Origin of the sequence: Acinetobacter sp. YH12126 (assembly GCF_013418745.1) — a bacterium.
Lineage (GTDB): Bacteria > Pseudomonadota > Gammaproteobacteria > Pseudomonadales > Moraxellaceae > Acinetobacter > Acinetobacter amyesii.
Genome location: NZ_VPBM01000009.1, coordinates 45,032 through 68,826, shown reverse-complemented (window position 1 = coordinate 68,826; position 23,795 = coordinate 45,032). Strand labels below are relative to the sequence as shown.

Here is a 23,795-nt window from a genome sequence, read left to right as displayed (position 1 = left end):
CCCTCTTTTATTGTCATGCGCTGAGACTCGCCCATTGCGCTATTGTTTTACTTGAAAATACACTGTCCTGATACTTTTTCCAATCGATAGAGGGTTGTTTCACAACATCTTGTAACGAATTAAGGTATTGTTGGCGAGAAAGTGTACTCGCACCTAAGCTTAAGAGGTGATCGTTGACCAATTGGCAATCGATCCATGGGAGCTGATTCTCTTGCCCGATGAGCATTAAGGTGTAAAACGCCATTTTAGAGACATCTGTTCGTGTACTAAACATAGACTCGCCAAAGCAGCCATGGCCAATATTAACGCCATAGAGGCCACCGACAACGATCTCGTTTTCCCAAACTTCAATGCTATAAGCATAGCCTGCGTCAAACAGCGCAGAATATCCCTGAATAATATCTTCTGAAATCCATGTTTCATTGGCATAACTACGCGGCAGTGAACATGAGCGAATCACAGTTTCAAACGCATGATTAATGGTGATCTTATAGTCCATTTTTTTCATGCTGCGTAATAACGATTTGCTCGGATGATAGTCCTGCGGTCGAATAATGCAGCGGGGTTCAGGACACCACCAACAAATCGGATCACCTTCACTGAACCATGGGAAAAGACCGTGACTATAGGCTTCAAACAGTGTGGAAGGGGAGAGGTCAGCACCGATGCAAATTAAGCCTTCACCTTCGGGATCGCATTCAACTGGATCGGGGAAAGTAAATTCAGAAGGAGGGAGTATCGGCATGCCAAGCTTCTTATTGAGGTACACGGATATTTATCATACATAAAAAAGCCGACCATCAGGTCGACTAATTTTTTAAAACTATTTAGCTAAGCAAATGACTGAAGCAAAAGATTATTCGCCGAGTGCATCAAGGTATTTTTCAGCATCGAGTGCAGCCATACAGCCTGAACCTGCAGAAGTAATCGCTTGACGGTAGATACTATCGGCAATATCACCCGCAGCAAATACGCCTGGAATAGACGTTTGTGTTGCGTTGCCTGCGGTGCCACTTTGAACTTGGATGTAGCCATCACGTAAGTTCAATTGACCTTCAAAAATACCGCTATTTGGTTTGTGACCAATCGCCACGAACATACCAGTGACATCAACGTTTTGAGTTGAATCATCTTGCGTAGATTTAATACGTACAGAAGTCACACCAGTGTTATCGCCAATGACTTCATCCACTTGGTGATTCCAGATAATACTGATTTTACCTTCTTTTTCTTTTGCAAAAAGATGATCTTGAAGGATTTTCTCTGAACGTAAAGTGTCGCGACGGTGTACAAGAGTGACATGAGAAGCAATGTTTGAAAGATACAGCGCTTCTTCCACAGCAGTATTACCGCCGCCGACAACCATAACTTTTTGGTTTTTGTAGAAGAACCCGTCACATGTTGCACATGCACTCACGCCTTGACCCATGAAAGCAGCTTCTGATTCAAGACCTAAATATTGTGCAGTTGCACCTGTACAAATAATCAATGCATCACAAGTAAACTCTTCCATATCGCCTTTAAGCACGAACGGACGAACATTGAGGTCCACTTCGTTGATATGGTCATACACAATTTCTGTACCAAAACGTTCAGCATGCGCTTGCATTTGTTCCATTAGGGCAGGGCCTGTTAAACCTTCTGCACCACCTGGCCAGTTGTCTACTTCTGTTGTTGTAGTCAATTGACCGCCTAATTGAATACCTGCGATGAGTGTCGGTTTCAGGTTCGCACGGGCAGCGTATACCGCAGCGCTATAACCTGCAGGACCAGAACCTAAAATAATTAGACGTGAGTGACGAGCGCTCATCCGTAGAATCCTTTTTTTATATGATAATTTGTGGAATTATACGTCAAAGTTTGAAACGATTGTGTGAGATTAAAGTCGATATTATTGATCATCGAAATCGTTTTGAGCTATATAGAATAAAGTTAACAACTATACTTAAATTATCTTGCATCTTTTTTATTGAACAGGTGCATAATAACAGGTTTAGATTCAGCCCATTTTTGTTGTGGGTAATGACAAAAACATTCATGAAGAATTGGTTACAGGAACGTATATGACAGCGGTGTCGGGTGCATATGCACAGCGCTTAATAATGACATTATTCCTTGTTTCATTTGGGATATATCTGTTCCTTGCAACAGTCACATATACGCCATTTGATCCGGGATGGATGCATTTATCCAGTGATACTCAGCAAGTTTCAAATGCCAGCGGCGTCGCAGGCGCATGGATAGCTGACTTACTCTATGGATTTTTAGGTTGGGCAAGTCTGCTGATACCTGTCTATTTATTTCTCGAAGCAATTCAAGTATGGTGGCCGCGTAGTTTTCTAAACCGTCCATTTCGCTATGCCGCTCAGTTCTTTATTTTGTTGGCAACTTCAAGTTTACTTTTCCTGTTTTGGAATGTTCCCGAAGATACTTTAGAAAATGCATCGGGCGGGATTATTGGTTATGAACTGGGTCAAAGTCTTGAACAAATTTTAACGGTCTATGGTGCAGCAGTATTTCTCATTGCATTTTGGATCATGTTGTTCACTTTGGTCTTTGGTATCAAGTGGAATAAGACATGGGCAACCATGAAGTCCACACCGGCTTATCTCCAAGATTTGTTCTATCGCAATGTCCCAGAAGGAGATACTGCTTTTGACCGTACCGTACCATCTACTAAAAAAGGCAGTGTGACTACTAATGTATCAAAAGTGATTGCACCAGTCACACCCGCCCATGAGCATCATGCTGTAGAGGTTGACCCTGTAGTACGTGATCGTGTTGCTGAGCGTTTATTTGATGATATTGCTGATAAAGAATGTGCAGACAAAGAAGGCAATGCACAGCATTTATCTACGGTAAATTCGCCGGAGACTGCTACACCATCCGATGAAGATTTTGAACATACTTTGGCGAAAGTGCGTCAGCTTGAGCAAGATCAACAACGTGTTGTTGCGACGGGAGAGGTTTGGCGTGCCTTGCATTCAAATGATGACCAACGGCACAAACAAGATATTGATGCTTTACTGAAAGCTGCAGAAGAAGAGCAGCCTGCCAATCAAACTGAATATTTCAACAAAGCAGCAGATGTGCATTTGACTTCTCCGACAGAAGCGGTGCAACCTGCTAAAAAATCTGTGGATTGGGATGATGATGAGATCTTCGATGAGCTGTTAGCCGCTGTTCCAAATGGTAAAACAGCGACTGATGTGCATAGCCCATTTAATACAGCACAAAGTGAAAGCCCTGCAACGCATTCAAATGATTTTGCAACAGGTACTGCTGCAACTGTTGTAGGATTAGGTGTGGCAGCTGCGCAAACGACAACGCTCACCACACCGAAAAATATCAGTGTTGAAACCGAATTTAATGATCTCGATGATTTGCTGGTTGAAGAAGCAGAGCGAGCAATAGAACAGCCACAACCGGTTCGTACAACCAGTAGTTATGCGCAATCTACGCCTTTGGTTCGTGCTGAAATCAATACGCAGCCACAGACTTTTATATCTGACGATGAAAAAGCGTTAATCAGCTCGAATAAAGATGCTTTCCGTGAAGTATGGCAAGAAACAGCAGGTAAGCCTGAAGACATCGATTTAGATCTCGAAGATGATTTTGACTTTGATGCGCCTTTAACCGATGCCTCTGGTCGTCCAATGTCTCGTGCGATGCAAGTGGCACAAAAACGTTTGGATTTACCGACTTTGCCGGGATTGGAAATATTAGATCCTGTAGATCCGAATAAGAAAGTTAATTTCACTGCAGAGCAATTGTCTCGCTTGTCTGAACTTTTAGAAATTAAGCTGCAAGAGTTTAATGTCAAAGCTAAAGTTGTAGAAGCACAGCCGGGCCCTGTCGTGACACGTTTTGAACTAGATTTGGCACCCGGTGTCAAAGCGTCGAAAGTCACCAATATTTCACGTGACTTGGCACGCTCAATGTCTATGGCCTCTGTACGTGTGGTGGAAGTCATTCCGGGTAAACCCTATATCGGGATTGAAGTTCCAAATAGTTCACGTGAAATGGTTCGACTTATTGAGCTGTTAGAAACGCCGGCATACCGTGATCCAAATGCCTTACTTAGTATGGCGATGGGTAAAGACATTTCCGGCAATCCTGTCTTGGCAGATTTGGCGAAAGCACCGCATATGTTGGTGGCAGGTACTACGGGTTCTGGTAAGTCAGTCGCAGTAAATGCCATGTTGCTATCGATGTTGTTGAAATATACACCTGAGCAATTGCGACTTATTATGATTGACCCAAAACAGTTGGAACTTGCCAACTATAACGATATTCCACATTTATTAACGCCTGTTGTAACTGACATGAAAGATGCGGTGAGTGCATTGAACTGGTGTGTCAATGAAATGGAGCGTCGTTATAAGCTGATGTCTTTGATGAAAGTGCGTAAGCTGACTGACTTTAACCGCAAAATTGAAGAAGCAATGGCCAATGGTGAAGATCTCATCGATCCAACTTGGAAGCCAGATGACTCAGCAACGCAAAGTCGTGCGCCACGTTTACAGCCTATGCCGTTGATCGTAATTGTTGCCGACGAATTTGCCGACATGATCATGCAAGTGGGTAAAAAAGCTGAAGAAATGATTACCCGTCTTGCACAAAAATCACGTGCGGCAGGGATTCATTTGCTGTTGGCGACGCAGCGTCCAACCGTAGATGTAGTGACAGGTTTGATCAAAGCCAATATTCCAACGCGTGCTGCGTTACGTGTGAACAGTAAACTGGATTCACGTACTATCTTAGATGCTGGTGGTGCGGAAGACTTACTGGGTCATGGTGATATGTTGTTCCTCGGACCGGGTAAAATTGAGCCTGAACGAGTACATGGCGCGTTTATTTCAGACGATGAAGTGAACCGTATTTGTGATGCATGGCGTGAACGTGGCGAGCCAAACTATGTGGATGAGATTTTGACGCCATACGACGAAGAACCAACTTCTCGCGGCTTTGAAGATGGTGATGGTGGATCAGACCGTGATGCGCTGTATGACCAATGCGTAAGCTTTGTACTGGAAACTCGTAAAGCTTCTACTTCTTCGCTGCAACGTAAATTTAGCCTCGGTTATAACCGTGCTGCACGTATCATCGACCAAATGGAAGAAAATGGTATCGTAAGCAGTATGGGACCAAATGGTAAGCGTGACATTTTGGTTTAATCAATTGGATTAGATCTTTCTCTAAAACCTGCTTCGGCAGGTTTTTTAGTACTGAATTAATTTGATTGATAAAATTTTTGCTGAGCTAATTCAATGAAGGCTTTGCATGCTGGACTTATTAATTGTTGATTTTTAACTGCGAGTCCAATCTGTCGTTGCGTATTAGGTGAAAGTGGACGTTTCACCACATGCGGATGTAAAGCTAATAATTCTTTGGGCATAGCCATATCTGCAACGATAGCGATACCTTCTTGTAAATTCACCATATTTAAAATGGTTAAAAGTTGCGACATTTGATAGGTGATTTTGGGTTGAATTTGATGTTGTTGCAGTAACTTTTCCACATGAGACTGACTGCCTGCACGGGTCATAATAAAGGGGTAGTTTTGTAGGTCTTGGATATTTAAATGACTGTGTTTGGAAACTGAATAACTATCTGGAATCAAGGCAATGAAAATATCTTGGATTAAGGGGAAGGTGAACAGTTGCGGCTTAGGGAGTACGGCAAAACCCACATCAATTTGACGTTCAGAAATCCAACGAGACACTTCTGCATCGGTGCCTTCGTCGACATAGATCTCAATGTGTGGATAGCGCTCTCTATATGCCTTTAATAGCTCTGGAAGCAGATGAATCGAACTAGAAGAACCAAAAGAGCCAATTCTCAGCGTTCCTTGTTGAATACCATGTGCGGCATGCACTTCTTGTTGCATGATTTGTGCGGTATTGATGACTTCTTTAGCATGCAGTAATAACTGCTGACCAATATTAGTCAGGCTAATTTCGCCTTGTTCACGGCTAAATAAGCTGACATTCCAATGCTGCTCTAAACACTTTAGGGCATGAGAGACAGCTGACTGAGTAATTCCCAGCTGTCGAGCAGCGAGAGTAAAGCTTTGTTGTTCTGCGACTTTAATAAAAATTTCAAGCTGAGAAAATGTCATTGCCATGAGTAATTACTCATTTTGTTATGAGTTTAGATGAGGATTATATTGTGCTACATAAATGGTTAAAGATGAAATAGCTACTTTATTTCAAGGCGTACAGCATGAATATCGTCGTCGCATTGTTTCCCCTCGTTGCATTAATCGCGATGGGCTATGTGCTTAAATACACACAGTTTGTTCAGGATGAATTTTGGGCAAATTCAGAAAAACTCAATTACTACGTTTTATTTCCTGTGCTGCTTTTTTTGAATGTATCAGCCGTGCAATTGGATATGAACACCGTTTCACGAATGTTGACAGTACTGGTTGCGGGCACCTGTTTGATCAGCATTGTGTTGTGGGGGATCAAGCAGTTTATGCATATCCCCGTGCAGCGTTTTGGCGTGTATATCCAAAGTCATATCCGTTTTAATACCTATATTGGTTTATCCCTTATGGGCGCTTTATTTGGCTCCACAGGCATGCAGATGTTTGCCATGTTAATTGCCGTTGCAGTGCCCTTAATCAATATTATTTCAGTATTGGCCTTCTCAAATTTAAGTGTGAAGCAATTGAGGCAGACCTGTCAGTCCATCGCAAAAAATCCCTTAATTTTAGGCTGTGTGGCAGGGGTATTGTTTAATTTATCAGGCTTGAGTCTGTTTCATGGCTTACCTGAATTATTAAAAATATTGGCAGCCATGAGTTTACCGCTCGGACTACTTTCTGTTGGGGCAGCATTACAGTTTCAGCAAATGCGCGCCGATCTACGTCGTTTAAGTTTAAATACGATAGGGCGTCTCATGTTAATGCCATGTATTGCTTATCTATTGAGTACTTGGATGGGTTTGACTGATTTTGAGCGGATGATTTTAGTGGTCTTTTTTGCTTTGCCGACTGCATCATCGTCTTATATTTTGACACGCTATTATCAAGGTGATTCACAACTGATGGCGGCGATTATTAGTGTACAAACCATTGGTTTTGGCTTGATGTTTCCATTGCTCATGTTGATCGTGCATTAATCATGCTGAAATACAATAACGCTGATTTTAAATCAGAGAAAAAAAGCCCGCATGATGCGGGCTTTTTTCGGTACTCGAAATTAAGCAAATTTAGCCAATACTTCGAGGAAACCTGCGCTTTGACGTGGATATTGAGCAATCACGTCATGAATACGCTGACCTTCAGGATTAGTTGCGTTCACATCACGGCCATCGGCAACAAATTGAGTCAAAAGACGTTCATAGTCATTTGGACGCATATGTTTGAAAGCATGGTAAAGCACGTGAAAGTCGCCATTCACTCCTTCAGGAGGAAGCTGAGTAAGGTAGGCAAAAACACGCTCATCTGACCATTCTTCGTTGAACGTTGCTGGCTGAGATAATGCCATCGCAATCTCCTTGCTGGTTTAAAATACAAAAAGGCAAAAATGAGTACGCAAGTAAAATGGTTTTATTCGCCATCTCTAAGTTAAGCGACTCATTTTATGGTTGGATCAAAAGTTATTTTTTATCCCGTTTACTCGAAGCAAAGCTTTTGATCTAACACAGGAATAAAACTAATCCAGCCCACTCGAAGCAAAGCTTCTCGTCTTGCGGCTGGGTAAAGCAGCGCTTTACTGATCCAGCCTCACATTTTGCCTTGATTCAATTTACTTGGCTAATCAGAATTCAGATTAACGTTCTTCAGGCAAATTGATATTCATTTCAAGCATTTCAATATTCGCTTCAGAACGAACAGACATTTGAATATGTTGCTCATCTACACCACGAACATAGCGGTTTACTACTTGCATGATTTCTTTTTTCATCATGTCAATCTTATCTTGGCTGAGGCGTTTACCTAAACCATTTTCAGATGCCACGATGACTTTTAAACGGTCTTTTGCCGTTTGTGCGCTTGACGGTTTCTCGTCGCTGCTAAAAAGTTTGCTCCAGAATCCTGCCATGATTACGCTCCAAATAGACGTGCTAACCAACCCTTAGGTTTTACCGTAATATGACGGTAAGGGCGCTCTTCACCAAGGAAACGTGCAACAAGGTCATCATACGCTTGGCCAGCCGCTTCTTCTGTAAACAGAATCACTGGTTTACCTTCGTTCGATGCTTGTAAAACGCTTTTACATTCAGGAATAACACCTAAAGTCGGTACGCGTAAAATATCTTTTGAAATGTCATCAATCGTCAACATCTCTTGTTTATCCGCACGTTCTGGATTGAAACGTGTAATACAGAGATGCTTACGGATACGACCTTCGTTTTGTTCTACTTTTTTGGTTTTGCTGTCGAGCATACCAATAATACGGTCAGAGTCACGTACCGAAGAAATTTCTGGGTTCGTCACAATGATCGCTTCATCAGCATGATACATTGCTAAAATTGCACCACGTTCGATACCCGCAGGTGAGTCACAAATAATGTAATCAAACTCTTGAGAAAGTTCGTCCATTACACGAGCTACACCTTCATCTGTTAACGCGTCTTTATCACGTGTTTGAGATGCTGGCAAAATATAGAGATTTTCAATATCTTTATCGCGAATAAGCGCTTGTTGTAATCGAGCTTCGTTATTCAATACGTTTACAAAGTCATATACAACGCGGCGTTCACAGCCCATGATCAAGTCAAGGTTACGTAAACCCACATCAAAGTCGATCACAACAGTTTTGTGGCCGCGAAGGGCTAAACCTGTTGCAAAAGATGCGCTTGTAGTTGTTTTACCTACGCCACCTTTACCTGATGTTACGACAACAATTTTCGCCACCGAATCCACTCCTGTTATGGTTTAAATCCCCTTTTTTAATTAGGGGTTTGGTGATTATTTATACATTAAAATTGCAAAGCTTCAAATACTAGCTCTTGCTGGTCATTCAAATAAATATGTACTGGCTGTTTGACCACATGAGGTGGAATGTCATCAGCGACACAGTAAGTCCCTGCAATTGAAACCAATTCAGCTTCTAATGAATGGCAGAAAATACGTGCAGCCGTGTTCCCACCAGCTCCGGCAATGACTCTACCACGAGCACTACCATAAATATGTATATTTCCTGAAGCAATTACTTCTGAACCGCTATTAATCCCAGCATTAATAATGATATCGCCATGGTCTTGGACTAAACATTGACCTGTACGCAAGATTTCATTGTGATACGACGTGGCATGACGAATGGTTGGTACTTCGACTGCAGCAATTTTATCTTCGGTTTTTTCTTCAGCAGGCGCGGGCTCTTCAACCACTTGTTCGCGTGTCGGTTTAACTTGTTGTAGTTTGCGATCTGCAGGAACTACGGGAAATTGGATGGCACGTGCTTGGTCAGATAGCGGACCTTCAGTAACACCAATGGGTTGAATTTCTATACTAATAAGCAGTTGTATCAGTGCAATTAGTTCTTGATCAACAGTACTTTCAATCACGGCCAATGTTCCGGGTGGAAAAGCCTTTTGGAACATTGGAGTAAGTTGCTGGCGGATCGCATCATGATCATTGGTATCGAGGTGAATGCGAATCGCATTGACCATTTTGCCTTTTATCCGTATATCAGCCATATTGAATCCTTGAGACTTCTAACTATTACTTTTGTGCCGAAGTAGTTATGTTGTAAATAGAGCAAATCCTAGAACAATTTGCATGAATACTCTAGCGGAGTTCGCAATTATTTTTGACTAAGTGTTTATTCTGTAGCTTGGTCCTGCTCCTGCATAATCTGCTGCCACTGTTTTACTTTCACTTGCTTACGAATAGCTTCTAGACTTTCAAAAACCGCAGAGCGAACCAACTCATCCAGCTGGGCATTATTTTCGATTTCAATACGGCTAACACGCTGTGAAATGTCTAAATATAGATTGGGTTTTTGAGCCGTCGATGTATTGGGATAAGCCAATGGGGAAATTAAACCTTGGGTAATATTTTCACCTAAACGTTGCCCGATACTTTGAATCTGCTGTTCAATGCGGCTGCCAACGATTGGCACTAAGCGCAATAGCTGCGTGAGTTCTGGAGTGTCTTCGATGGCCTGACTGACGATTTGTCCGACATTTTTGGCGATCAATTCACGTTCAGTACGTAGCTCTTTGCTTAAATTTTCTTGCAAAATCTCAGCTAAAACTTGGGTGAACATCTCACGGTGATGCTGCACAAGATTACTAATTAGGTCTTTATGGGTTGTACTGGTATTGAGCTCATGCTTAACACCATCTAACACGGTAAGTACTACTCGATCAGACAGTTCTTCCATCACCACACGATAATAAAACAAAGCTTTCTTTTGCCATGCCGATGGCACGATCTGATAACCCATTTCATACAGTCGATAGGCAATCACGCCCGCGCGAAATAAACGCAGGAAACGTAAATGCGGCACAATGGCTAAAATTTCGTACCAATGTATAAACGGGAAGAAGAACCAGCGCTGATGGTGCTTGTTGATGATGGCAATCGCCCAACGCACCAACAGTTCTACAATCAAAAAGATAATGAACCACGCTTCGGTGGTAATCACCCACGGATGCAAATGTTCACGGTAAAAACTCAGCACATCGGGCAGGTGGATACTGTTAAAGAACCAACTGCCAAGATTGCTCATGAGGAAAAAGTTCATGCACAGGCAGAACAAGTTAAAAACAATAATAAACACCATGAATATGTCATAAATCAAAAACAGTTTGAATGACCAACTGTTTGGATTGACATGATGATATTTAGATTTCTTGTTTTGCGGCATGCTGTTCTGCGACATAAAACTTCTTCTTAATTATTCAGTAACTGAGTATTTAGCTTTCATACGAGTAATGAGTTGGTCTTTCTCCGTCCACAGCTCATCTACCCAATGCTGAAATTTTTCACGGAATTCTGCATCATCTTCATAGTTGCCGCCATGCACCCACGTTGGAATTTCAATTTTACGTAAATCCACGGCTATGCGTGGAACTTCACCGAGCCAAAATTCGCCATAACCTGGTGCACCATTTGGATAGACGATGGTCATATCTACGAGAGCATCAACTTGATCCCCTAAAATATTGAGTGCTAGTGCTAAACCACCCGCTTTTGGCTTAAGAAGGTTTTGATACGGCGACTGCTGCTGCGCATGCTTTTCAGCGGTAAAGCGAGTGCCTTCCAAATAGTTCAGCAGGGTAAAAGGCTGGCTCAATAACTGTTCACAAGATTTACGCGCTTCTTCCATATCTCGATATTTAAGTTCAGGATTTTTCGCGATTTGTTCTTTGCTGTGTCGTTTCATCATTGGAAAGCCTAAAATTTTAAAAGCTTGTCCAACAAATGGAATGAAAATGAGTTCCCATTTGGTGAAGAAACGCGTCAGTGGCATACGGGTTAAACCAAAATATTGGTTAACTGTTGTATCGACCCAACTCTGATGGTTACAGGTCATGAGATAGCGACCATGCAAATTTAAGTCGAGGCCTTCATCGATGGTGATATCCCATTTTGTGTTGGGTAAAACGTGATCAATTAACCAGTTATTGACCGTGAGCCAACTGTTGGTAATTTTTATGTTGGTTTCATCAACCTTTTTTGATTTTTTAAAGAGTTTGGTTAGACCAAGGGCTAGTACAGGAGGACCATGGAAAAAAGTACTGCCTGTCATAACTGAACCGACGGTAAGTCCTTTGCTAATTTTTTTTAGTGTCGGTTGCTTATTTGTTTGAGATGACATATAAAAAGTCCTAGCGGAAATTGTCCAAATAATGATTGATTCTAATAAATATAGTTCGAGTTGATTAAATAAAAAAGGGCATCTGCAGAACTGTGAAGAAATTGTGATGGAATTAACAAATAAATCTCGTATTCATATTACAAATTGTAACTAAACGTTTTATTATTAACAAAAAATCAATGGTTCAGCCATTTGTTTTACTTCATCATTTCAACCATACAACAAAACACAAAGAAGGAGGCATGCAATGCGTGCACTAGTAATTTCGGCAGTAGTTGGGGCAATGGCACTTACTGGTTGTCAAAACATGGAATATGACAAAGCAGCAATCGGTACTGGTCTAGGTGCTCTTTTAGGCGCTGGTATTGCTTATTCTAATGCTGATAAAGACAAAATGGGTCAAGCAGCAGCAATTGGTGCTGTAGTTGGCGCGGGTGCTGGTCTTCTTCTTGATAAGAAAGAACAACGTCTTAAACAAGAATTGGCTGGTACTGGTGTTGATGTAGGTCGTAATCCAGATGGTTCGATCAACCTTGTTATGCCATCAGTAACTTTCGCAACTAACTCTTCAACTATTCAATCTCAGTTCCAATCTGCGTTGAATGACGTTGCTAAAGTATTGCGTGAAGACGGTACTGCAAACAAACTTGCAATCGTTGTACACGGTCACACAGATAACACAGGTTCTGATGCGATCAACAACCCACTTTCTCAAAACCGTGCAAACTCAGTGAAAAACTACCTAGCGTCTCAAGGTATTTCTTCAACTCGTATTACTGCACGTGGTTACGGTTCAACTTCTCCAGTAGCGGATAACTCAACTGCTGCAGGTCGTGAACAAAACCGTCGCGTAGAAATCTCAGTTTACGAAACTAAATAAGTTTTAGTTCGAAACGAAAGGCCACCCTTGGGTGGCTTTTTTTATGGCATTTTTAATGACCGATAAAATACATTTTGCATTAGGCAAGATCGTTTCAGATGACTATAATCATCCTCGAATTAATAAGAGGAAAGACTATGTCACTGGCAAGTCAGTTGAACGACAAGCAACTTGAAGCAATGAAATACACTCAAGGACCCTTGTTAGTACTTGCAGGGGCAGGTTCAGGCAAAACATCGGTGATTACCCGTAAAATTGCCTATTTGGTGAAGCATTGTGGTATTCCTGCGCACCGTATCACCGCGATGACCTTTACCAACAAAGCTGCGCGTGAAATGAAAGAGCGTGTGACGAAGCTGATGAGCCGTGAAGAGGCAAAAGGGCTGTCGGTTTCTACATTCCATAACTTCGGGCTAAACATGCTCCGTTTGGAATTAAAAAATACACCACTAAAAAATAACTTTTCTATTTTAGATGCAGATGACTGCAAACGCATTTTGATGGATTTAATGCATCGCGACAATTTATCCGGTGCAGAAAGTAAAGAGCTGATTGCCAAAGCCATGAAAATGATTTCAGATTGGAAAAACGATCTGATTCCACCTGAGCAAGCGCATACCACCTGTGAAACAGCAGAAGACGTTCAGTTTGCACATCTGTATCAACTGTATGAGCGTAATTTACGTGCATACAATGCTGTGGATTTTGATGATTTGATTGTCATGCCGACGCGCTTATTACAAGAAAATGCAGAAGTGCGTGATCGTTGGCAAAATCGAATCCGCTATTTATTGGTCGACGAATATCAAGATACCAACACTGCGCAATATATCTTGGTGAAATTACTCGTGGGTGTCATGGGACAGTTCACTGCGGTAGGTGATGATGACCAATCGATTTATGCATGGCGTGGTGCTAAGCCTGAGAATATGGCTTTATTGAAGGAAGATTTCCGTAATCTGAAAGTGATTAAGCTTGAGCAAAACTATCGCTCGACCAGTCGTATTTTAAAAGCTGCCAATACAGTTATTGGCAATAACCCACATATTTTCGATAAAAAGCTTTGGTCAGATAAAGGCCATGGTGAAGTGATCCGCGTGATTACTTGTCGTAATGACGATGATGAATCAGAACGCGTCGTAAAAGACTTGATTACGCACAAGCTGATGAACGGTAAAAATTGGAAAGACTACGCCATTTTATACCGTGGTAATTTCCAAGCGCGTGCTCTAGAGACACAGCTACGCCAAATGCAGATCCCGTATAAATTATCGGGTGGTCAGTCTTTCTTCGCTCGTGCTGAAATTAAGGACTTGATGAGCTACTTACGTTTGATCATCAACCCTGAAGATGACAGTGCATTTTTACGAATTATCAATACGCCAAAACGTGCGATTGGTCCTGTGACTTTGGAAAAGCTTGGCTTATTTGCGCAGGAAAGTAATTTATCCTTACTCAGTGCAGCAGGGGATCAGCGCTTAAGCATGGCGATTCCGAAAAAAGCCACAACCCAATTGGCCGAATTTGCGGACTTTATTTCGACCTTTACTCGTGAATTATTAGAAGATGATGAACCTGTTCCGATCATTCGTCGCATGATGATTGAAGCAGGTTATATCGACTATGTTAAAGAATCTGCAGCTACTCCTGCGCAGGAAAAAACCAAACTGGATAATATTGAAGTGCTATATAGCAGTATTCAAAGTTTGATAAACCGCGCTGAAGATGTAGATGAAAAGAACATTGAAAGTGTGATTCGTAAAATGGTGCTGCTCGATATGTTAGAACAGCAACAAGAAGAAGAAGACACCGATAAAGTCAATTTGTTAACACTTCATGCGTCGAAAGGTCTGGAATTTCCATTCGTTTATTTGATTGGTCTGGAAGAAGAAATTCTACCGCATAAAAATTCCATTGCTGCCGACACGGTCGAGGAAGAACGACGTTTGATGTACGTGGGGATTACTCGTGCACGTCAAGGCTTAACCATGACTCTAGCAGAGCAACGTAAAGCCGGTGGTCAAATGCGACAAATGACACCAAGCCGTTTCTTGGACGAACTGCCACAAGATGAATTGGAGTGGTTAGGGCGCAAGAAAAAGCTGGCTGGGGATATCGATCCTAAACAGCAAGCACAGCATTATTTAGAAAATTTACGCGCGCTGATTAAGCGTTAAAGCTTAATGCGTAGAATATTTTATTTATTTTTTTGAAATTCGTTTTATTGAAACAGGAATGAACCATGAAAGTTCAAGTTAAAGTTCTCGACACACGTTTAGGTACGGAATGGCCAATGCCAACTTATGCAACAGCAGGTTCGGCAGGTCTAGATCTCCGTGCATGTGTAGAAGAAACCACCGTAATTGAACCGGGTCAAACTGTTCTGGTAAAAACAGGCCTATCGATTTATATCGAAGATACGCAGTATGCAGGTTTAATTCTGCCACGTTCAGGCTTAGGTCATAAACACGGAATCGTGTTGGGTAACTTGGTTGGTTTGATTGATTCAGATTACCAAGGTGAATTGATGGTATCTGTTTGGAACCGTAGCCAAACTGCATTTAGCCTAGAGCCGGGTGAGCGTTTAGCACAATATGTTTTAGTGCCAGTTGTACAAGCTCAGTTTGATATTGTAGATGAGTTTGAAGCCACTGAACGTGGTGCAGGCGGTTTTGGTCATACAGGTAAAAACTAATCAGCGCGAGACTTTTGATCCAGTGTGTTGACAAGTAAATGCCTAAAATCAAGTAGCTAATAAAAAACCATCCTCGTGATGGTTTTTATTTATATCATTTTATTTAAATTTTAATTTATTCAAATTCAAATCTATATTTAGAGTATTTTGGATCTTATTAGGATTTTTAATTCTGATGAGTTTACTTGGTTTATATTTTAGGGGTGAGGGTAAAGAATAATTAGAATTTTGTGTATTGGTTTAAATTTGATCGATTTACTATATTTATACACATTTAAATAAATAATCAAAAATATTTGAAAAGTAAAATATTTAAGACTAAATGATAAATTGATATTTTTATTAATGTAAGGTATTGATTTAATTTTAAAAATAAATTAGTGGATAAATGTGAGTGTAATTTTTAGATCAGTATTTAAATATTATTAATTGATTGTTAACTAAATTTGTTATAAAAAAAGCTACACTTTTTTTCAGGATTTTATCCTTTAATTAAAAGCTTAAATTCTCAATAGAATTTTAGATTTTTTAATTAATAAAGATGTAATTAGAAGAACATAGTATGGGTTCACTGTTTAGTCACTTTCCGCAACATATTTTTCGTGCATATGACATTCGCGGGAAAATATCGCTCTTAAATGCTGATTTAGTTCAGTCAATTGCTTGTGGCTTAGTCAAACAATATTTAGATGTAGGGCAAAAGAGACTTGCCATTGGCTATGATGCGCGTTTAACCAGTCCAACCTATGCAAAAATAATTCAAAAAGTCTGCCATGATGCTGGCCTTGAAGCGGAAATTATTGGCTGCTGCTCAAGCCCGATGTTGTATTTTATTGCGGGACAATTTCAAGGCAATGGCATTATGGTGACGGCGAGCCATAATCCAAAATCAGATAATGGTATCAAGTGGATTATCAAAGGTGAGCCACCTTGTCCGGAGATGATTCAACACGTTGCAGTCGAAGCACGAAATTGTTTTTCATCGGAACGCGTGCACTTGATGACTGAACTTGAGCCACACGAAATCAAACCTGAATATTGTTTGGCCTATCAGAAATTTATTTTAGATGACATTCATTTACAGCAACCGCTTAAAGTTGTGATCGATGGCATGCATGGTTCAGCTGGGCATTGTGCAGCCTTATTATTAAACAAATTAGGCTCTGATGTTTTGGCATTACGTTGCCAAGCTGATGGCCATTTCCCTGATCATGCTCCAGATCCATCACAGCTCAAACATTTAACTCACCTTCGCCAAGCCATACAGTTGCAAAAGGCCGATATTGGTATTGCGTTAGATGGTGATGGTGATCGTTTAGTACTGATTGATGAAACTGGCAAAGTGGTTTCTGCAGATCGATTATTATGTTTATTTGCTGAAATTTGTTTGACTCAAAAACCACATGCAGAAGTGGTATTTGATGTGAAATGTTCAACGATGATTCGCGATACTGTGTGTGATCTAGAAGCACAGCCTGTGATGATTCGAACAGGTAGTAGTTTCTTGCGAAAATATATTTCCCAATCTAAAGGCAAAGCGGTTTTTGGTGGTGAATACGCAGGGCATTATGTTTTTAATGATGGTCGTGGTGGTGGCTATGACGATGGTCTATATGCTGCTTTAAGGGTCTTAGAATATATTCAAGCTCAGGGACTGACATTGTCACAAGCTTTGGCGAAATATCCAGAGCGCTTTAGTACCGAAGATTTATATGTCAGTACGCATCAGCATGATCCAGCGGAAGTTTTAAAGCAGGTTGAAGCTAATTCTGCGCGAATTCCGGCACAAATCAGTAAAATTGATGGAATACGCCTTGATTTTGATGATGGATTTGGCATCATTCGAGCATCGAATACAGGTGAGTATTTCACTTTACGCTTTGATGCCAACTCATCAGCACGCTTAAAAGAAATACGAGATCTGTTTGTTTCCATGTTAGTTGAGCACTATCCAGACATTGCTCATGACATTCCAGATGCTCAATAAGGAGAGGCAAATGCCACATCAACATACTGGCATCGACAAAGCACAAATCCTGACGGAAGCTTTGCCGTATATTCAACGTTTTGCGGGTAAGACGCTGGTAGTGAAGTATGGTGGTAATGCCATGACCGATCCTGAGCTTGAGAGCTCATTTGCACGTGATATCGTACTGCTGAAAACGGTTGGTTTAAATCCGATTGTGGTACATGGCGGTGGTCCACAAGTGGATTCATTCCTCAAACAATTAGGCCGTGAGTCTGATCGTATCGACGGTATGCGCGTGACTGATCCTGCAACGATGGAAGTTGTCGAGATGGTCTTGGGCGGCAGCGTGAACAAATCGATTGTGAACTTAATCAATAAACACGGTGGCCGTGCGATTGGTTTAACCGGTAAAGATGGTAATTTGATCCGTGCGCAAAAATTATTGATGGAAAAAACTGCCGAAGATGGTTCAGTAAAACAGATTGATTTAGGTCTAGTTGGCGAAGTGGTTGGTGTGAAAACTGACGTACTTGAAATGTTCACCCAAAGCGATTTTATTCCTGTGATTGCACCATTAGGTGTAGACGAAGACGGCAATACCTATAACATCAATGCTGACTTGGTTGCAGGTAAAGTGGCGGAAGCATTGGGTGCGGAAAAGCTAATTCTATTGACCAATATCACGGGTGTTTTAGACGAAAATAAAAATCTGCTGACTGGGTTAACCACCCAAGAAGTCGATCGTTTGATTGAAACTGGCGTGATTTACGGCGGCATGATTCCGAAAGTTGGCTGTGCATTAGATGCAGTCAAAGGTGGCGTAATCAGCGCACATATTGTTGATGGTCGTGTACCTCATGCAACATTACTTGAAATCTTTACGGATCATGGTGTGGGTACATTAATCACCAATCGAACCAATGTGAAAAAAGCTTAAGATACTTAGCATTTTTTGATATAAAAAAGCCTCTTTTGAGGCTTTTTATTATTTATCAGTTGGCTAAGTAACTTTTGAAAAGATCAAATAATGTATTTGCCCTGTTGGATTATAAAAACTCTTATAATGGCGCCTATTTTAGATTTACAACAACTAAAACTGTCATGCACAATAGAGAAATCATAGATTTACTGCTGAAATGATCAATATGTGCCAGCTGCTCGGAATGAATTGTGCGACTCCCACCGATATTACTTTTTCGTTTCGGGGATTTTCGCAGCGAGCAGGAATTACCTCAGATCATTGTGATGGCTTTGGTATCGCTTTTTTTGAAGATAAAGCATGTCGTTTATTTGTCGACAATCAATCTGCTGTAGAGTCTCCGATTGCTGAGCTGATCCGAAACTACCCGATTAAATCTCGCAATGTGATTGCACACATTCGTAAAGCGACACAAGGCAAAATTAATCTTGAAAACTCACATCCATTTAGTCGTGAATTGTGGGGCAGACAGTGGATTTTTGCACATAATGGCGACCTACATGGCTTTCAGCCTGAGCTCACAGGGCGCTTCAGCCCCGTCGGCAATACCGACAGTGAATTGGCCTTTTGCTATTTGCTCGAGCAAATGGTGAAACGTTTTGGTTATACCGAACCTACACTCGATCAGGTGTTTGATCTGTTATTAGAAATTTCTCCGAAAATTGCAGAACATGGCACCTTTAATTTTTGTTTGTCGAATGGACAGGCGCTATTTAGTTATGCGATTACCAAGCTGCATTGGCTGGTTCGAGAGTTCCCATTTCAACCTGCACAGTTGATTGATATTGATGTTGAAGTCGATTTTAGTAAAGTCACCACGCCTGAAGACCGTGTTGCCGTGATTACCACTGAACCCCTAACGCAAAACGAAGTTTGGACAGCATTTGAGCCGGGTGAAATGATTTTATTTCAACATGGCCGTCCGATACGTGCTGCAAAGACGGTTGTTGAACGTTTAGAACGTGAGCGGCTGGACCCATCTTTAAAACGCGTCACGCGTGCAGATCAGTATTAATTTTGAATGAAAGATATTCATTATAAAAATGAATATCTTACACTTTATTGAATTAAGGGTGTTTTCTAAGATATTGAATTGATTAAAAAATATCTTAGCTTTATACTCGGGATTAAATAAATTAACATAATAAAAACAATTGATTACAATATAAATGGCAGTATTTCAATTAAAACCAACCTTTTTACTTCATTTTTATTTAAGTTCTTTAATTATATGATGAAATTTACGTGATAAGTCCTTCATATTTATAGGTGGTCGTAATGAAAATGAAATGGGTTCCAGAATACAATACTGGTATCGATGTGATTGACGATCAACACAAACGGATTCTTGACTACATCAATGAAATTGATGGCATTGACGCAAATACAGATCGTGATCGTGTAAAACAAATTCTGGAAAACATTATTGATTACACGCAATCACATTTTACCTTCGAAGAATCTTTACAAGAAGAAGCGGGTTATAAATATCGTGTGCCACATAAACGCGTACATGATTTATTTATTAAAAAAATTGAATCTTACCGCGACCGTTTTGAAATGGGGCATGCGATTGAAAATGAATTACATGAAGTGCTTTCAAAATGGCTGATTAACCATATTCAGCACGATGATGCTGATTATGTCGGTGCGGTTAAAGAAAATATGATGGGTATCATCAAAGAAAAAGAAAAGAAAAAAGGCAAAAATTGGTTTGCACGTTTCTTTTCATAACCTCAAAAAATGAAATAAAAACAATTAAATTCTAATAATATCATTTGCGCAGCAAATCACCTTTAAGGTGATTTGCTTTTTGTTTTTGATTTTCAAGGCACAGCAAGGCAAAATAGCGCTAGAATTTTCAAAGGAATTTGTCATGCAGGACAATGCGATGTCGAAATGGTTATCGCCACTGATGGCGTTCTGTCTATCTTTTATCATTATTGCAACTTTAGCACCGGTAACAGGTATTCAAATTGAACGTCAGCTAGATTTCTGGCTGTTGTGGCTAGGTACAATGCTTATTTTAGCTTTACCGCTATGTTATTTGGAAATTGCTTTAGCAAAACGTTCAAAAATTACAGCAGTTCAAGCACTGTCTTCGCTAACACGTGATGCAGATGCTTCGCCAAAATGGCGTTTGGTGGGTTGGCTTGCCGTAGTATTTATTCCATTCCTCGCAGGTGCCATGCTTTCAGCCGCATCGCAATATGTGGCAAGTTTTACAGCCAATGGTTTTGCTTATAGCGTGATTTTAGCTGTCCTTGCAGTGATTGCATTTGCATTGTCGTTTGTACCACGCCAATTTTTAGTGATCTTGACCACTATAGGTGTGATTGCTGCAGTGGTCTTGGCGAATGTTATGGGAACGGCATTGCCAGAATGGAAAATGACTGCGCTCGAATTTAGTGAGTGGGGCAATGCAACAGTCTTGGCGCTCGTAGCAAGTGGTTTGGGGATGGGCTTGTACTGGCAGTCAAGTTTACCAGCCGTGAAGCAACAAGAGATTGCAAGCAAAACGGTATTTCCAATTTGGATCGCTCAACTTTTGGCAGTGATTGCTTTTGCCTTTTTCGCAGCAAAAGCACAAGTATCTGCTTTAGCACTGGTTGTGGGTTTAGTCGCAGCTTCAGCATTGCTGATTCAAATGGCACGTGAACAATTACAACAACGCCAATTGGCCGTAGTAGTGCAATGGGCGATTTTATTGGTTGCGGTTTTTGTATGGGCACTGAGCACTGTTGTTCCAGTATTTAATATTGCCTTGTTGATTTGGGGCTTAATTATTTGTCTGATTTATGCGATTTTCGCAGGGTGGATTATGAAGATTAGTCATCTACGTAAGTCAATGAACTTCAGTCATGAAACCTTTTATAATATTTGGCGTATTGCCGTACGTATCGTAGTGCCCTTGTCAATAATATTGGCATTGGTGGCTGTGATTGGGCAGTTATTCTAATGACAGCTCAGTTACAAGTATGGGTCGCTTATGCGAGCGTGGAACAGCAGATATTAATTCCGCTGAGCTTTAATCCCGGTATGACGGTTGAAGATGCTATTGTGCAAAGTGGCATTCGAAAACAAGTGGATTTACCCGAAGAATTAACACTAGGAATCTTCGGGGCGCGTGTAAGCGATTCATCTCAGTTACTTGAAGCAGGTGATCGCGTCGAAATCTATCGTGCATTAACCATTAATCCGAAAGATATTCGTCGTAATCGCGCCAAGAAAAATCCCGTCGGCCGTTATTGTCGAGGCAATCGTTTCAAGCAATTGTACTTATAAAAAAAACCCCTAAATTTAGGGGTTTATTTTTATCTTAAAGCGATTATAGTGGTGGCGCAGTTAAAATCGCTTCTTTAGAACCTGGTAAGCCCGGTTGAGACTCTGGAATGGTTTCTAAGCCTTCAATTTTTTGAACGATACCGTTTTGGTCAAAGAAGATTTTTAAGTGTTGACCATGTGCAGCAGGAATCTTGGCTTTTTTAGCATATGTTCCTGGGGTATACTTATAAATGTAGTCCCAACGTAACGGATTCATTGGATCGGCAACAGTTGGACTACCTAGCAAAAAGCGAACTTGTTGGTGGCTCATTCCCACTTGAATTTTAGCCGCTTGTGCTTGAGTTAAAGGTGTACCTTGTGGAATATCAACTTTATAAACGCCCAAGGTTGAACAGCCTACGAGCAATGAAGTGACGAATAACGTCAGCATGATTTTTTGCATTTTGCTAAACTATCCCAAATTAATTATGATGCATTTGATCCAAGGATAGATCATACTGCATCTACACTTTGTTGCATATTCCAACTTTAATTTTGTTGAGAGACCTTTTTTCATGCCTATTTCAAATCAAGATTTACGTAAAGCTGGACTTAAAGTTACACTTCCACGAATTAAAATATTGGAATTGCTTGAAAATTCAAGACAACATCACTTAAGCGCAGAAGATATTTATAAGACTTTACTTGAACAGGGTGAAGATGTGGGTTTAGCAACTGTGTATCGCGTGTTAACACAGTTTGAAGCTGCAGGTATTATTCAACGCCATCATTTTGAAAACAATCATTCTGTTTTTGAGATTATGCAAGAAGATCACCATGACCATATTGTGTGTCAAAACTGCAATAAAGTGGTGGAATTTACTAATGATGTGATTGAGCATGAGCAACATCAAGTGGCAGAAAAATTTGGTTTCCAACTTACAGGTCACTCATTAAATCTTTATGGCTATTGTGATGCGCCTGAATGCCAAGAAGCATATCGTAAAAAATAATCCGATACGGATGAGAATGAATAAAAAAACAGACTTCATGTGAAGTCTGTTTTTTTATTTCCGAAAGCGTTTAAGCAAAATTAATGTTGACCATCAAAGGTAATATTTGAATTTGCACGCAGTAAATGCTCACCGCCTTCTTCAGACAATTTAATCTGTAGACGCAGGTCATTCGGTGAATCGGCATGTTTTAGCGCATCTTTGTAGCTAATTTGCTTGGCTTTATAAAGGTCATATAAGGCTTGGTCAAAGGTTTGCATACCTAGTTCACGAGAACGCTTCATCAGGTCTTTAATTTCATGCACTTCACCCTTACGGATTAAGTCTGAAATTAAAGGTGAGTTGATCAAAATCTCAATGGCAGCACGACGTGAATTACCATCAATGGTTGGAATCAATTGCTGCGCAACCATTGCTTTTAAATTCAAAGACAAGTCCATGAACAGCTGACTATGACGATCCGCTTCAAAGAAGTGAATGATACGGTCGATGGCCTGGTTGGCGTTGTTGGCATGCAGAGTAGCAAAAACTAAGTGACCCGTTTCAGCAAAGGCAATCGCATAGTCCATGGTTTCACGTGAACGAATCTCACCAATCAGAATCACGTCAGGTGCCTGACGTAGCGTATTCTTTAAGGCAACTTCGAAAGAGTCGGTATCAATACCCACTTCACGTTGGGTAATGATACAGCCTCGGTGTTGGTGTACAAATTCAATCGGGTCTTCAATTGTAATGATATGACCTTTGCTATTTTCATTACGATAGCCAATCAAAGATGCCAAAGAGGTTGATTTACCTGTACCCGTTGCACCTACGAAAATGATAATGCCACGCTTGGTCATCGCTAATTCTTTTAAAATCGGCGGTAATTTCAACTCATCCATCGTTGGAATAACGGTTTCGATACGACGCAGAACCATACCTGGCTGGTCACGTTGTTGAAAGGCGCTGACACGAAAACGAGCAGATTTACTGGTATTACTAATGGCAAAGTTACATTCGCGCGTTTCGGCAAATTCCTTACGCTGTTTGTCAGACATAATCGAATGTAAGATTTGACCGACAGTCGGGCCCGGTAGCTTAGTCGAGCCAATTGGCAAAATTTGCCCATTGATCTTAATCGAGGGTTCAACATCGGCTGTAATGAATAAATCCGATGCTTTTTTCTCCACCATATAATCAAGTAAGCCGTTAAAATCCATAACGATCGCC

Annotated in this window: 23 protein-coding genes; 12 read left to right on the top strand and 11 right to left on the bottom strand. The window is 40.8% G+C overall.

All coding sequences use genetic code 11. The annotated features are described in order from the left end of the window. Window positions 1–13 precede the first annotated feature (13 nt). Together aat and trxB are read right to left on the bottom strand one after the other, a co-directional pair. Window positions 14–745, bottom strand: coding sequence for a leucyl/phenylalanyl-tRNA--protein transferase (aat, locus tag FTU62_RS08375; RefSeq protein WP_180089343.1), 732 nt, complete (start codon window positions 743–745; stop codon window positions 14–16). A gap of 111 nt (window positions 746–856) precedes the next feature. Then, window positions 857–1,810 carry a thioredoxin-disulfide reductase gene (gene trxB / locus FTU62_RS08370; protein ID WP_180024006.1) on the bottom strand — a complete coding sequence of 318 codons (954 nt, stop codon included), beginning with the start codon at window positions 1,808–1,810 and terminating at the stop codon, window positions 857–859. A gap of 253 nt (window positions 1,811–2,063) precedes the next feature. Between trxB and FTU62_RS08365 the strand changes: the two genes are divergently transcribed. Then, window positions 2,064–5,177, top strand: a complete 3,114-nt coding sequence (locus FTU62_RS08365; protein ID WP_180102406.1) for a DNA translocase FtsK — start codon at window positions 2,064–2,066, stop codon at window positions 5,175–5,177. A 56-nt stretch (window positions 5,178–5,233) separates the two neighbouring features. Here the strand turns inward: FTU62_RS08365 and FTU62_RS08360 are convergent, their stop codons facing one another. Further along, complete coding sequence (locus tag FTU62_RS08360) at window positions 5,234–6,121, bottom strand: LysR family transcriptional regulator (RefSeq protein ID WP_180102456.1); 888 nt, start codon at window positions 6,119–6,121, stop codon at window positions 5,234–5,236. Window positions 6,122–6,225: 104 nt separating this feature from the next. Here FTU62_RS08360 and FTU62_RS08355 point away from each other — a divergent pair, with 104 nt between their 5' ends. After that, window positions 6,226–7,128 carry an AEC family transporter gene (locus FTU62_RS08355; RefSeq protein ID WP_180102405.1) on the top strand — a complete coding sequence of 301 codons (903 nt, stop codon included), beginning with the start codon at window positions 6,226–6,228 and terminating at the stop codon, window positions 7,126–7,128. A gap of 80 nt (window positions 7,129–7,208) precedes the next feature. Here FTU62_RS08355 and FTU62_RS08350 read toward each other — a convergent pair whose 3' ends face one another. From FTU62_RS08350 to FTU62_RS08325, 6 genes are all read right to left on the bottom strand, one after another. Beyond that, on the bottom strand, window positions 7,209–7,496 hold the full coding sequence (locus FTU62_RS08350) for a PA4642 family protein (protein WP_067766167.1): 288 nt from the start codon (window positions 7,494–7,496) through the stop codon (window positions 7,209–7,211). A 285-nt stretch (window positions 7,497–7,781) separates the two neighbouring features. Further along, window positions 7,782–8,054, bottom strand: coding sequence for a cell division topological specificity factor MinE (gene minE, locus FTU62_RS08345; RefSeq protein WP_078190039.1), 273 nt, complete (start codon window positions 8,052–8,054; stop codon window positions 7,782–7,784). 2 nt (window positions 8,055–8,056) lie between these two features. Continuing rightward, complete coding sequence (gene minD, locus FTU62_RS08340) at window positions 8,057–8,869, bottom strand: septum site-determining protein MinD (protein WP_067670152.1); 813 nt, start codon at window positions 8,867–8,869, stop codon at window positions 8,057–8,059. A 65-nt stretch (window positions 8,870–8,934) separates the two neighbouring features. Then, window positions 8,935–9,654: a septum site-determining protein MinC gene (minC, locus tag FTU62_RS08335; RefSeq protein ID WP_078193110.1), complete on the bottom strand. Its 720-nt coding sequence runs from the start codon at window positions 9,652–9,654 to the stop codon at window positions 8,935–8,937. Window positions 9,655–9,779: 125 nt separating this feature from the next. Beyond that, window positions 9,780–10,844, bottom strand: a complete 1,065-nt coding sequence (locus FTU62_RS08330; protein ID WP_373423587.1) for a preprotein translocase subunit SecA — start codon at window positions 10,842–10,844, stop codon at window positions 9,780–9,782. Window positions 10,845–10,859: 15 nt separating this feature from the next. Beyond that, entirely contained in the window at window positions 10,860–11,783 is a 924-nt protein-coding gene (locus FTU62_RS08325) for an acyltransferase (RefSeq protein WP_180036149.1), read from the bottom strand. 247 nt (window positions 11,784–12,030) lie between these two features. On the opposite strand from FTU62_RS08325, the gene FTU62_RS08320 reads away from it, so the two are divergent. The 9 genes from FTU62_RS08320 to FTU62_RS08280 all read left to right on the top strand — a co-directional run bounded on the left by FTU62_RS08320 (window position 12,031) and on the right by FTU62_RS08280 (window position 21,591). Beyond that, complete coding sequence (locus FTU62_RS08320) at window positions 12,031–12,663, top strand: OmpA family protein (RefSeq protein ID WP_078190036.1); 633 nt, start codon at window positions 12,031–12,033, stop codon at window positions 12,661–12,663. Between the two features lie 137 nt (window positions 12,664–12,800). Next, window positions 12,801–14,840, top strand: a complete 2,040-nt coding sequence (locus FTU62_RS08315; RefSeq protein ID WP_078193107.1) for a UvrD-helicase domain-containing protein — start codon at window positions 12,801–12,803, stop codon at window positions 14,838–14,840. 65 nt (window positions 14,841–14,905) lie between these two features. Then, the gene (dut, locus tag FTU62_RS08310; RefSeq protein ID WP_078193106.1) at window positions 14,906–15,358 is read left to right on the top strand and encodes a dUTP diphosphatase; all 453 of its coding nucleotides are present in this window, start codon (window positions 14,906–14,908) and stop codon (window positions 15,356–15,358) included. 562 nt (window positions 15,359–15,920) lie between these two features. Continuing rightward, on the top strand, window positions 15,921–17,345 hold the full coding sequence (locus FTU62_RS08305; protein WP_180102404.1) for a phosphomannomutase/phosphoglucomutase: 1,425 nt from the start codon (window positions 15,921–15,923) through the stop codon (window positions 17,343–17,345). 10 nt (window positions 17,346–17,355) lie between these two features. Next, complete coding sequence (gene argB / locus FTU62_RS08300) at window positions 17,356–18,264, top strand: acetylglutamate kinase (protein WP_078190033.1); 909 nt, start codon at window positions 17,356–17,358, stop codon at window positions 18,262–18,264. A 208-nt stretch (window positions 18,265–18,472) separates the two neighbouring features. After that, complete coding sequence (locus FTU62_RS08295; RefSeq protein ID WP_180102455.1) at window positions 18,473–19,321, top strand: class II glutamine amidotransferase; 849 nt, start codon at window positions 18,473–18,475, stop codon at window positions 19,319–19,321. A 263-nt stretch (window positions 19,322–19,584) separates the two neighbouring features. After that, window positions 19,585–20,040 carry a bacteriohemerythrin gene (locus FTU62_RS08290; RefSeq protein WP_078190032.1) on the top strand — a complete coding sequence of 152 codons (456 nt, stop codon included), beginning with the start codon at window positions 19,585–19,587 and terminating at the stop codon, window positions 20,038–20,040. A gap of 142 nt (window positions 20,041–20,182) precedes the next feature. Beyond that, window positions 20,183–21,265: a hypothetical protein gene (locus FTU62_RS08285; RefSeq protein ID WP_180102403.1), complete on the top strand. Its 1,083-nt coding sequence runs from the start codon at window positions 20,183–20,185 to the stop codon at window positions 21,263–21,265. After that, window positions 21,265–21,591, top strand: a complete 327-nt coding sequence (locus tag FTU62_RS08280) for an RnfH family protein (protein WP_111885267.1) — start codon at window positions 21,265–21,267, stop codon at window positions 21,589–21,591. Before FTU62_RS08285 ends, FTU62_RS08280 begins: the two co-directional genes overlap by 1 nt. A gap of 43 nt (window positions 21,592–21,634) precedes the next feature. Here the strand turns inward: FTU62_RS08280 and FTU62_RS08275 are convergent, their stop codons facing one another. Then, window positions 21,635–22,033, bottom strand: a complete 399-nt coding sequence (locus FTU62_RS08275; RefSeq protein WP_078193102.1) for an outer membrane protein assembly factor BamE — start codon at window positions 22,031–22,033, stop codon at window positions 21,635–21,637. Between the two features lie 112 nt (window positions 22,034–22,145). Between FTU62_RS08275 and fur the strand changes: the two genes are divergently transcribed. After that, window positions 22,146–22,583: a ferric iron uptake transcriptional regulator gene (gene fur, locus FTU62_RS08270; RefSeq protein WP_078193101.1), complete on the top strand. Its 438-nt coding sequence runs from the start codon at window positions 22,146–22,148 to the stop codon at window positions 22,581–22,583. A gap of 80 nt (window positions 22,584–22,663) precedes the next feature. Here the strand turns inward: fur and FTU62_RS08265 are convergent, their stop codons facing one another. Next, complete coding sequence (locus FTU62_RS08265; protein WP_180077385.1) at window positions 22,664–23,785, bottom strand: PilT/PilU family type 4a pilus ATPase; 1,122 nt, start codon at window positions 23,783–23,785, stop codon at window positions 22,664–22,666. Window positions 23,786–23,795 lie beyond the last annotated feature (10 nt).

Excerpts from the sequence above, each read along its gene's own strand:
- aat (WP_180089343.1), bottom strand. The coding sequence starts at position 745 with ATGCCGATACTCCCTCCTTCTGAATTTACTTTCCCCGATCCAGTTGAA.
- trxB (WP_180024006.1), bottom strand. The coding sequence starts at position 1,810 with ATGAGCGCTCGTCACTCACGTCTAATTATTTTAGGTTCTGGTCCTGCA.
- FTU62_RS08365 (WP_180102406.1), top strand. The coding sequence starts at position 2,064 with ATGACAGCGGTGTCGGGTGCATATGCACAGCGCTTAATAATGACATTA.
- FTU62_RS08360 (WP_180102456.1), bottom strand. The coding sequence starts at position 6,121 with ATGACATTTTCTCAGCTTGAAATTTTTATTAAAGTCGCAGAACAACAA.
- FTU62_RS08355 (WP_180102405.1), top strand. The coding sequence starts at position 6,226 with ATGAATATCGTCGTCGCATTGTTTCCCCTCGTTGCATTAATCGCGATG.
- FTU62_RS08350 (WP_067766167.1), bottom strand. The coding sequence starts at position 7,496 with ATGGCATTATCTCAGCCAGCAACGTTCAACGAAGAATGGTCAGATGAG.
- minE (WP_078190039.1), bottom strand. The coding sequence starts at position 8,054 with ATGGCAGGATTCTGGAGCAAACTTTTTAGCAGCGACGAGAAACCGTCA.
- minC (WP_078193110.1), bottom strand. The coding sequence starts at position 9,654 with ATGGCTGATATACGGATAAAAGGCAAAATGGTCAATGCGATTCGCATT.
- FTU62_RS08330 (WP_373423587.1), bottom strand. The coding sequence starts at position 10,844 with ATGTCGCAGAACAGCATGCCGCAAAACAAGAAATCTAAATATCATCAT.
- FTU62_RS08325 (WP_180036149.1), bottom strand. The coding sequence starts at position 11,783 with ATGTCATCTCAAACAAATAAGCAACCGACACTAAAAAAAATTAGCAAA.
- FTU62_RS08320 (WP_078190036.1), top strand. The coding sequence starts at position 12,031 with ATGCGTGCACTAGTAATTTCGGCAGTAGTTGGGGCAATGGCACTTACT.
- FTU62_RS08315 (WP_078193107.1), top strand. The coding sequence starts at position 12,801 with ATGTCACTGGCAAGTCAGTTGAACGACAAGCAACTTGAAGCAATGAAA.
- dut (WP_078193106.1), top strand. The coding sequence starts at position 14,906 with ATGAAAGTTCAAGTTAAAGTTCTCGACACACGTTTAGGTACGGAATGG.
- FTU62_RS08305 (WP_180102404.1), top strand. The coding sequence starts at position 15,921 with ATGGGTTCACTGTTTAGTCACTTTCCGCAACATATTTTTCGTGCATAT.
- argB (WP_078190033.1), top strand. The coding sequence starts at position 17,356 with ATGCCACATCAACATACTGGCATCGACAAAGCACAAATCCTGACGGAA.
- FTU62_RS08295 (WP_180102455.1), top strand. The coding sequence starts at position 18,473 with ATGTGCCAGCTGCTCGGAATGAATTGTGCGACTCCCACCGATATTACT.
- FTU62_RS08290 (WP_078190032.1), top strand. The coding sequence starts at position 19,585 with ATGAAAATGAAATGGGTTCCAGAATACAATACTGGTATCGATGTGATT.
- FTU62_RS08285 (WP_180102403.1), top strand. The coding sequence starts at position 20,183 with ATGCAGGACAATGCGATGTCGAAATGGTTATCGCCACTGATGGCGTTC.
- FTU62_RS08280 (WP_111885267.1), top strand. The coding sequence starts at position 21,265 with ATGACAGCTCAGTTACAAGTATGGGTCGCTTATGCGAGCGTGGAACAG.
- FTU62_RS08275 (WP_078193102.1), bottom strand. The coding sequence starts at position 22,033 with ATGCAAAAAATCATGCTGACGTTATTCGTCACTTCATTGCTCGTAGGC.
- fur (WP_078193101.1), top strand. The coding sequence starts at position 22,146 with ATGCCTATTTCAAATCAAGATTTACGTAAAGCTGGACTTAAAGTTACA.
- FTU62_RS08265 (WP_180077385.1), bottom strand. The coding sequence starts at position 23,785 with ATGGATTTTAACGGCTTACTTGATTATATGGTGGAGAAAAAAGCATCG.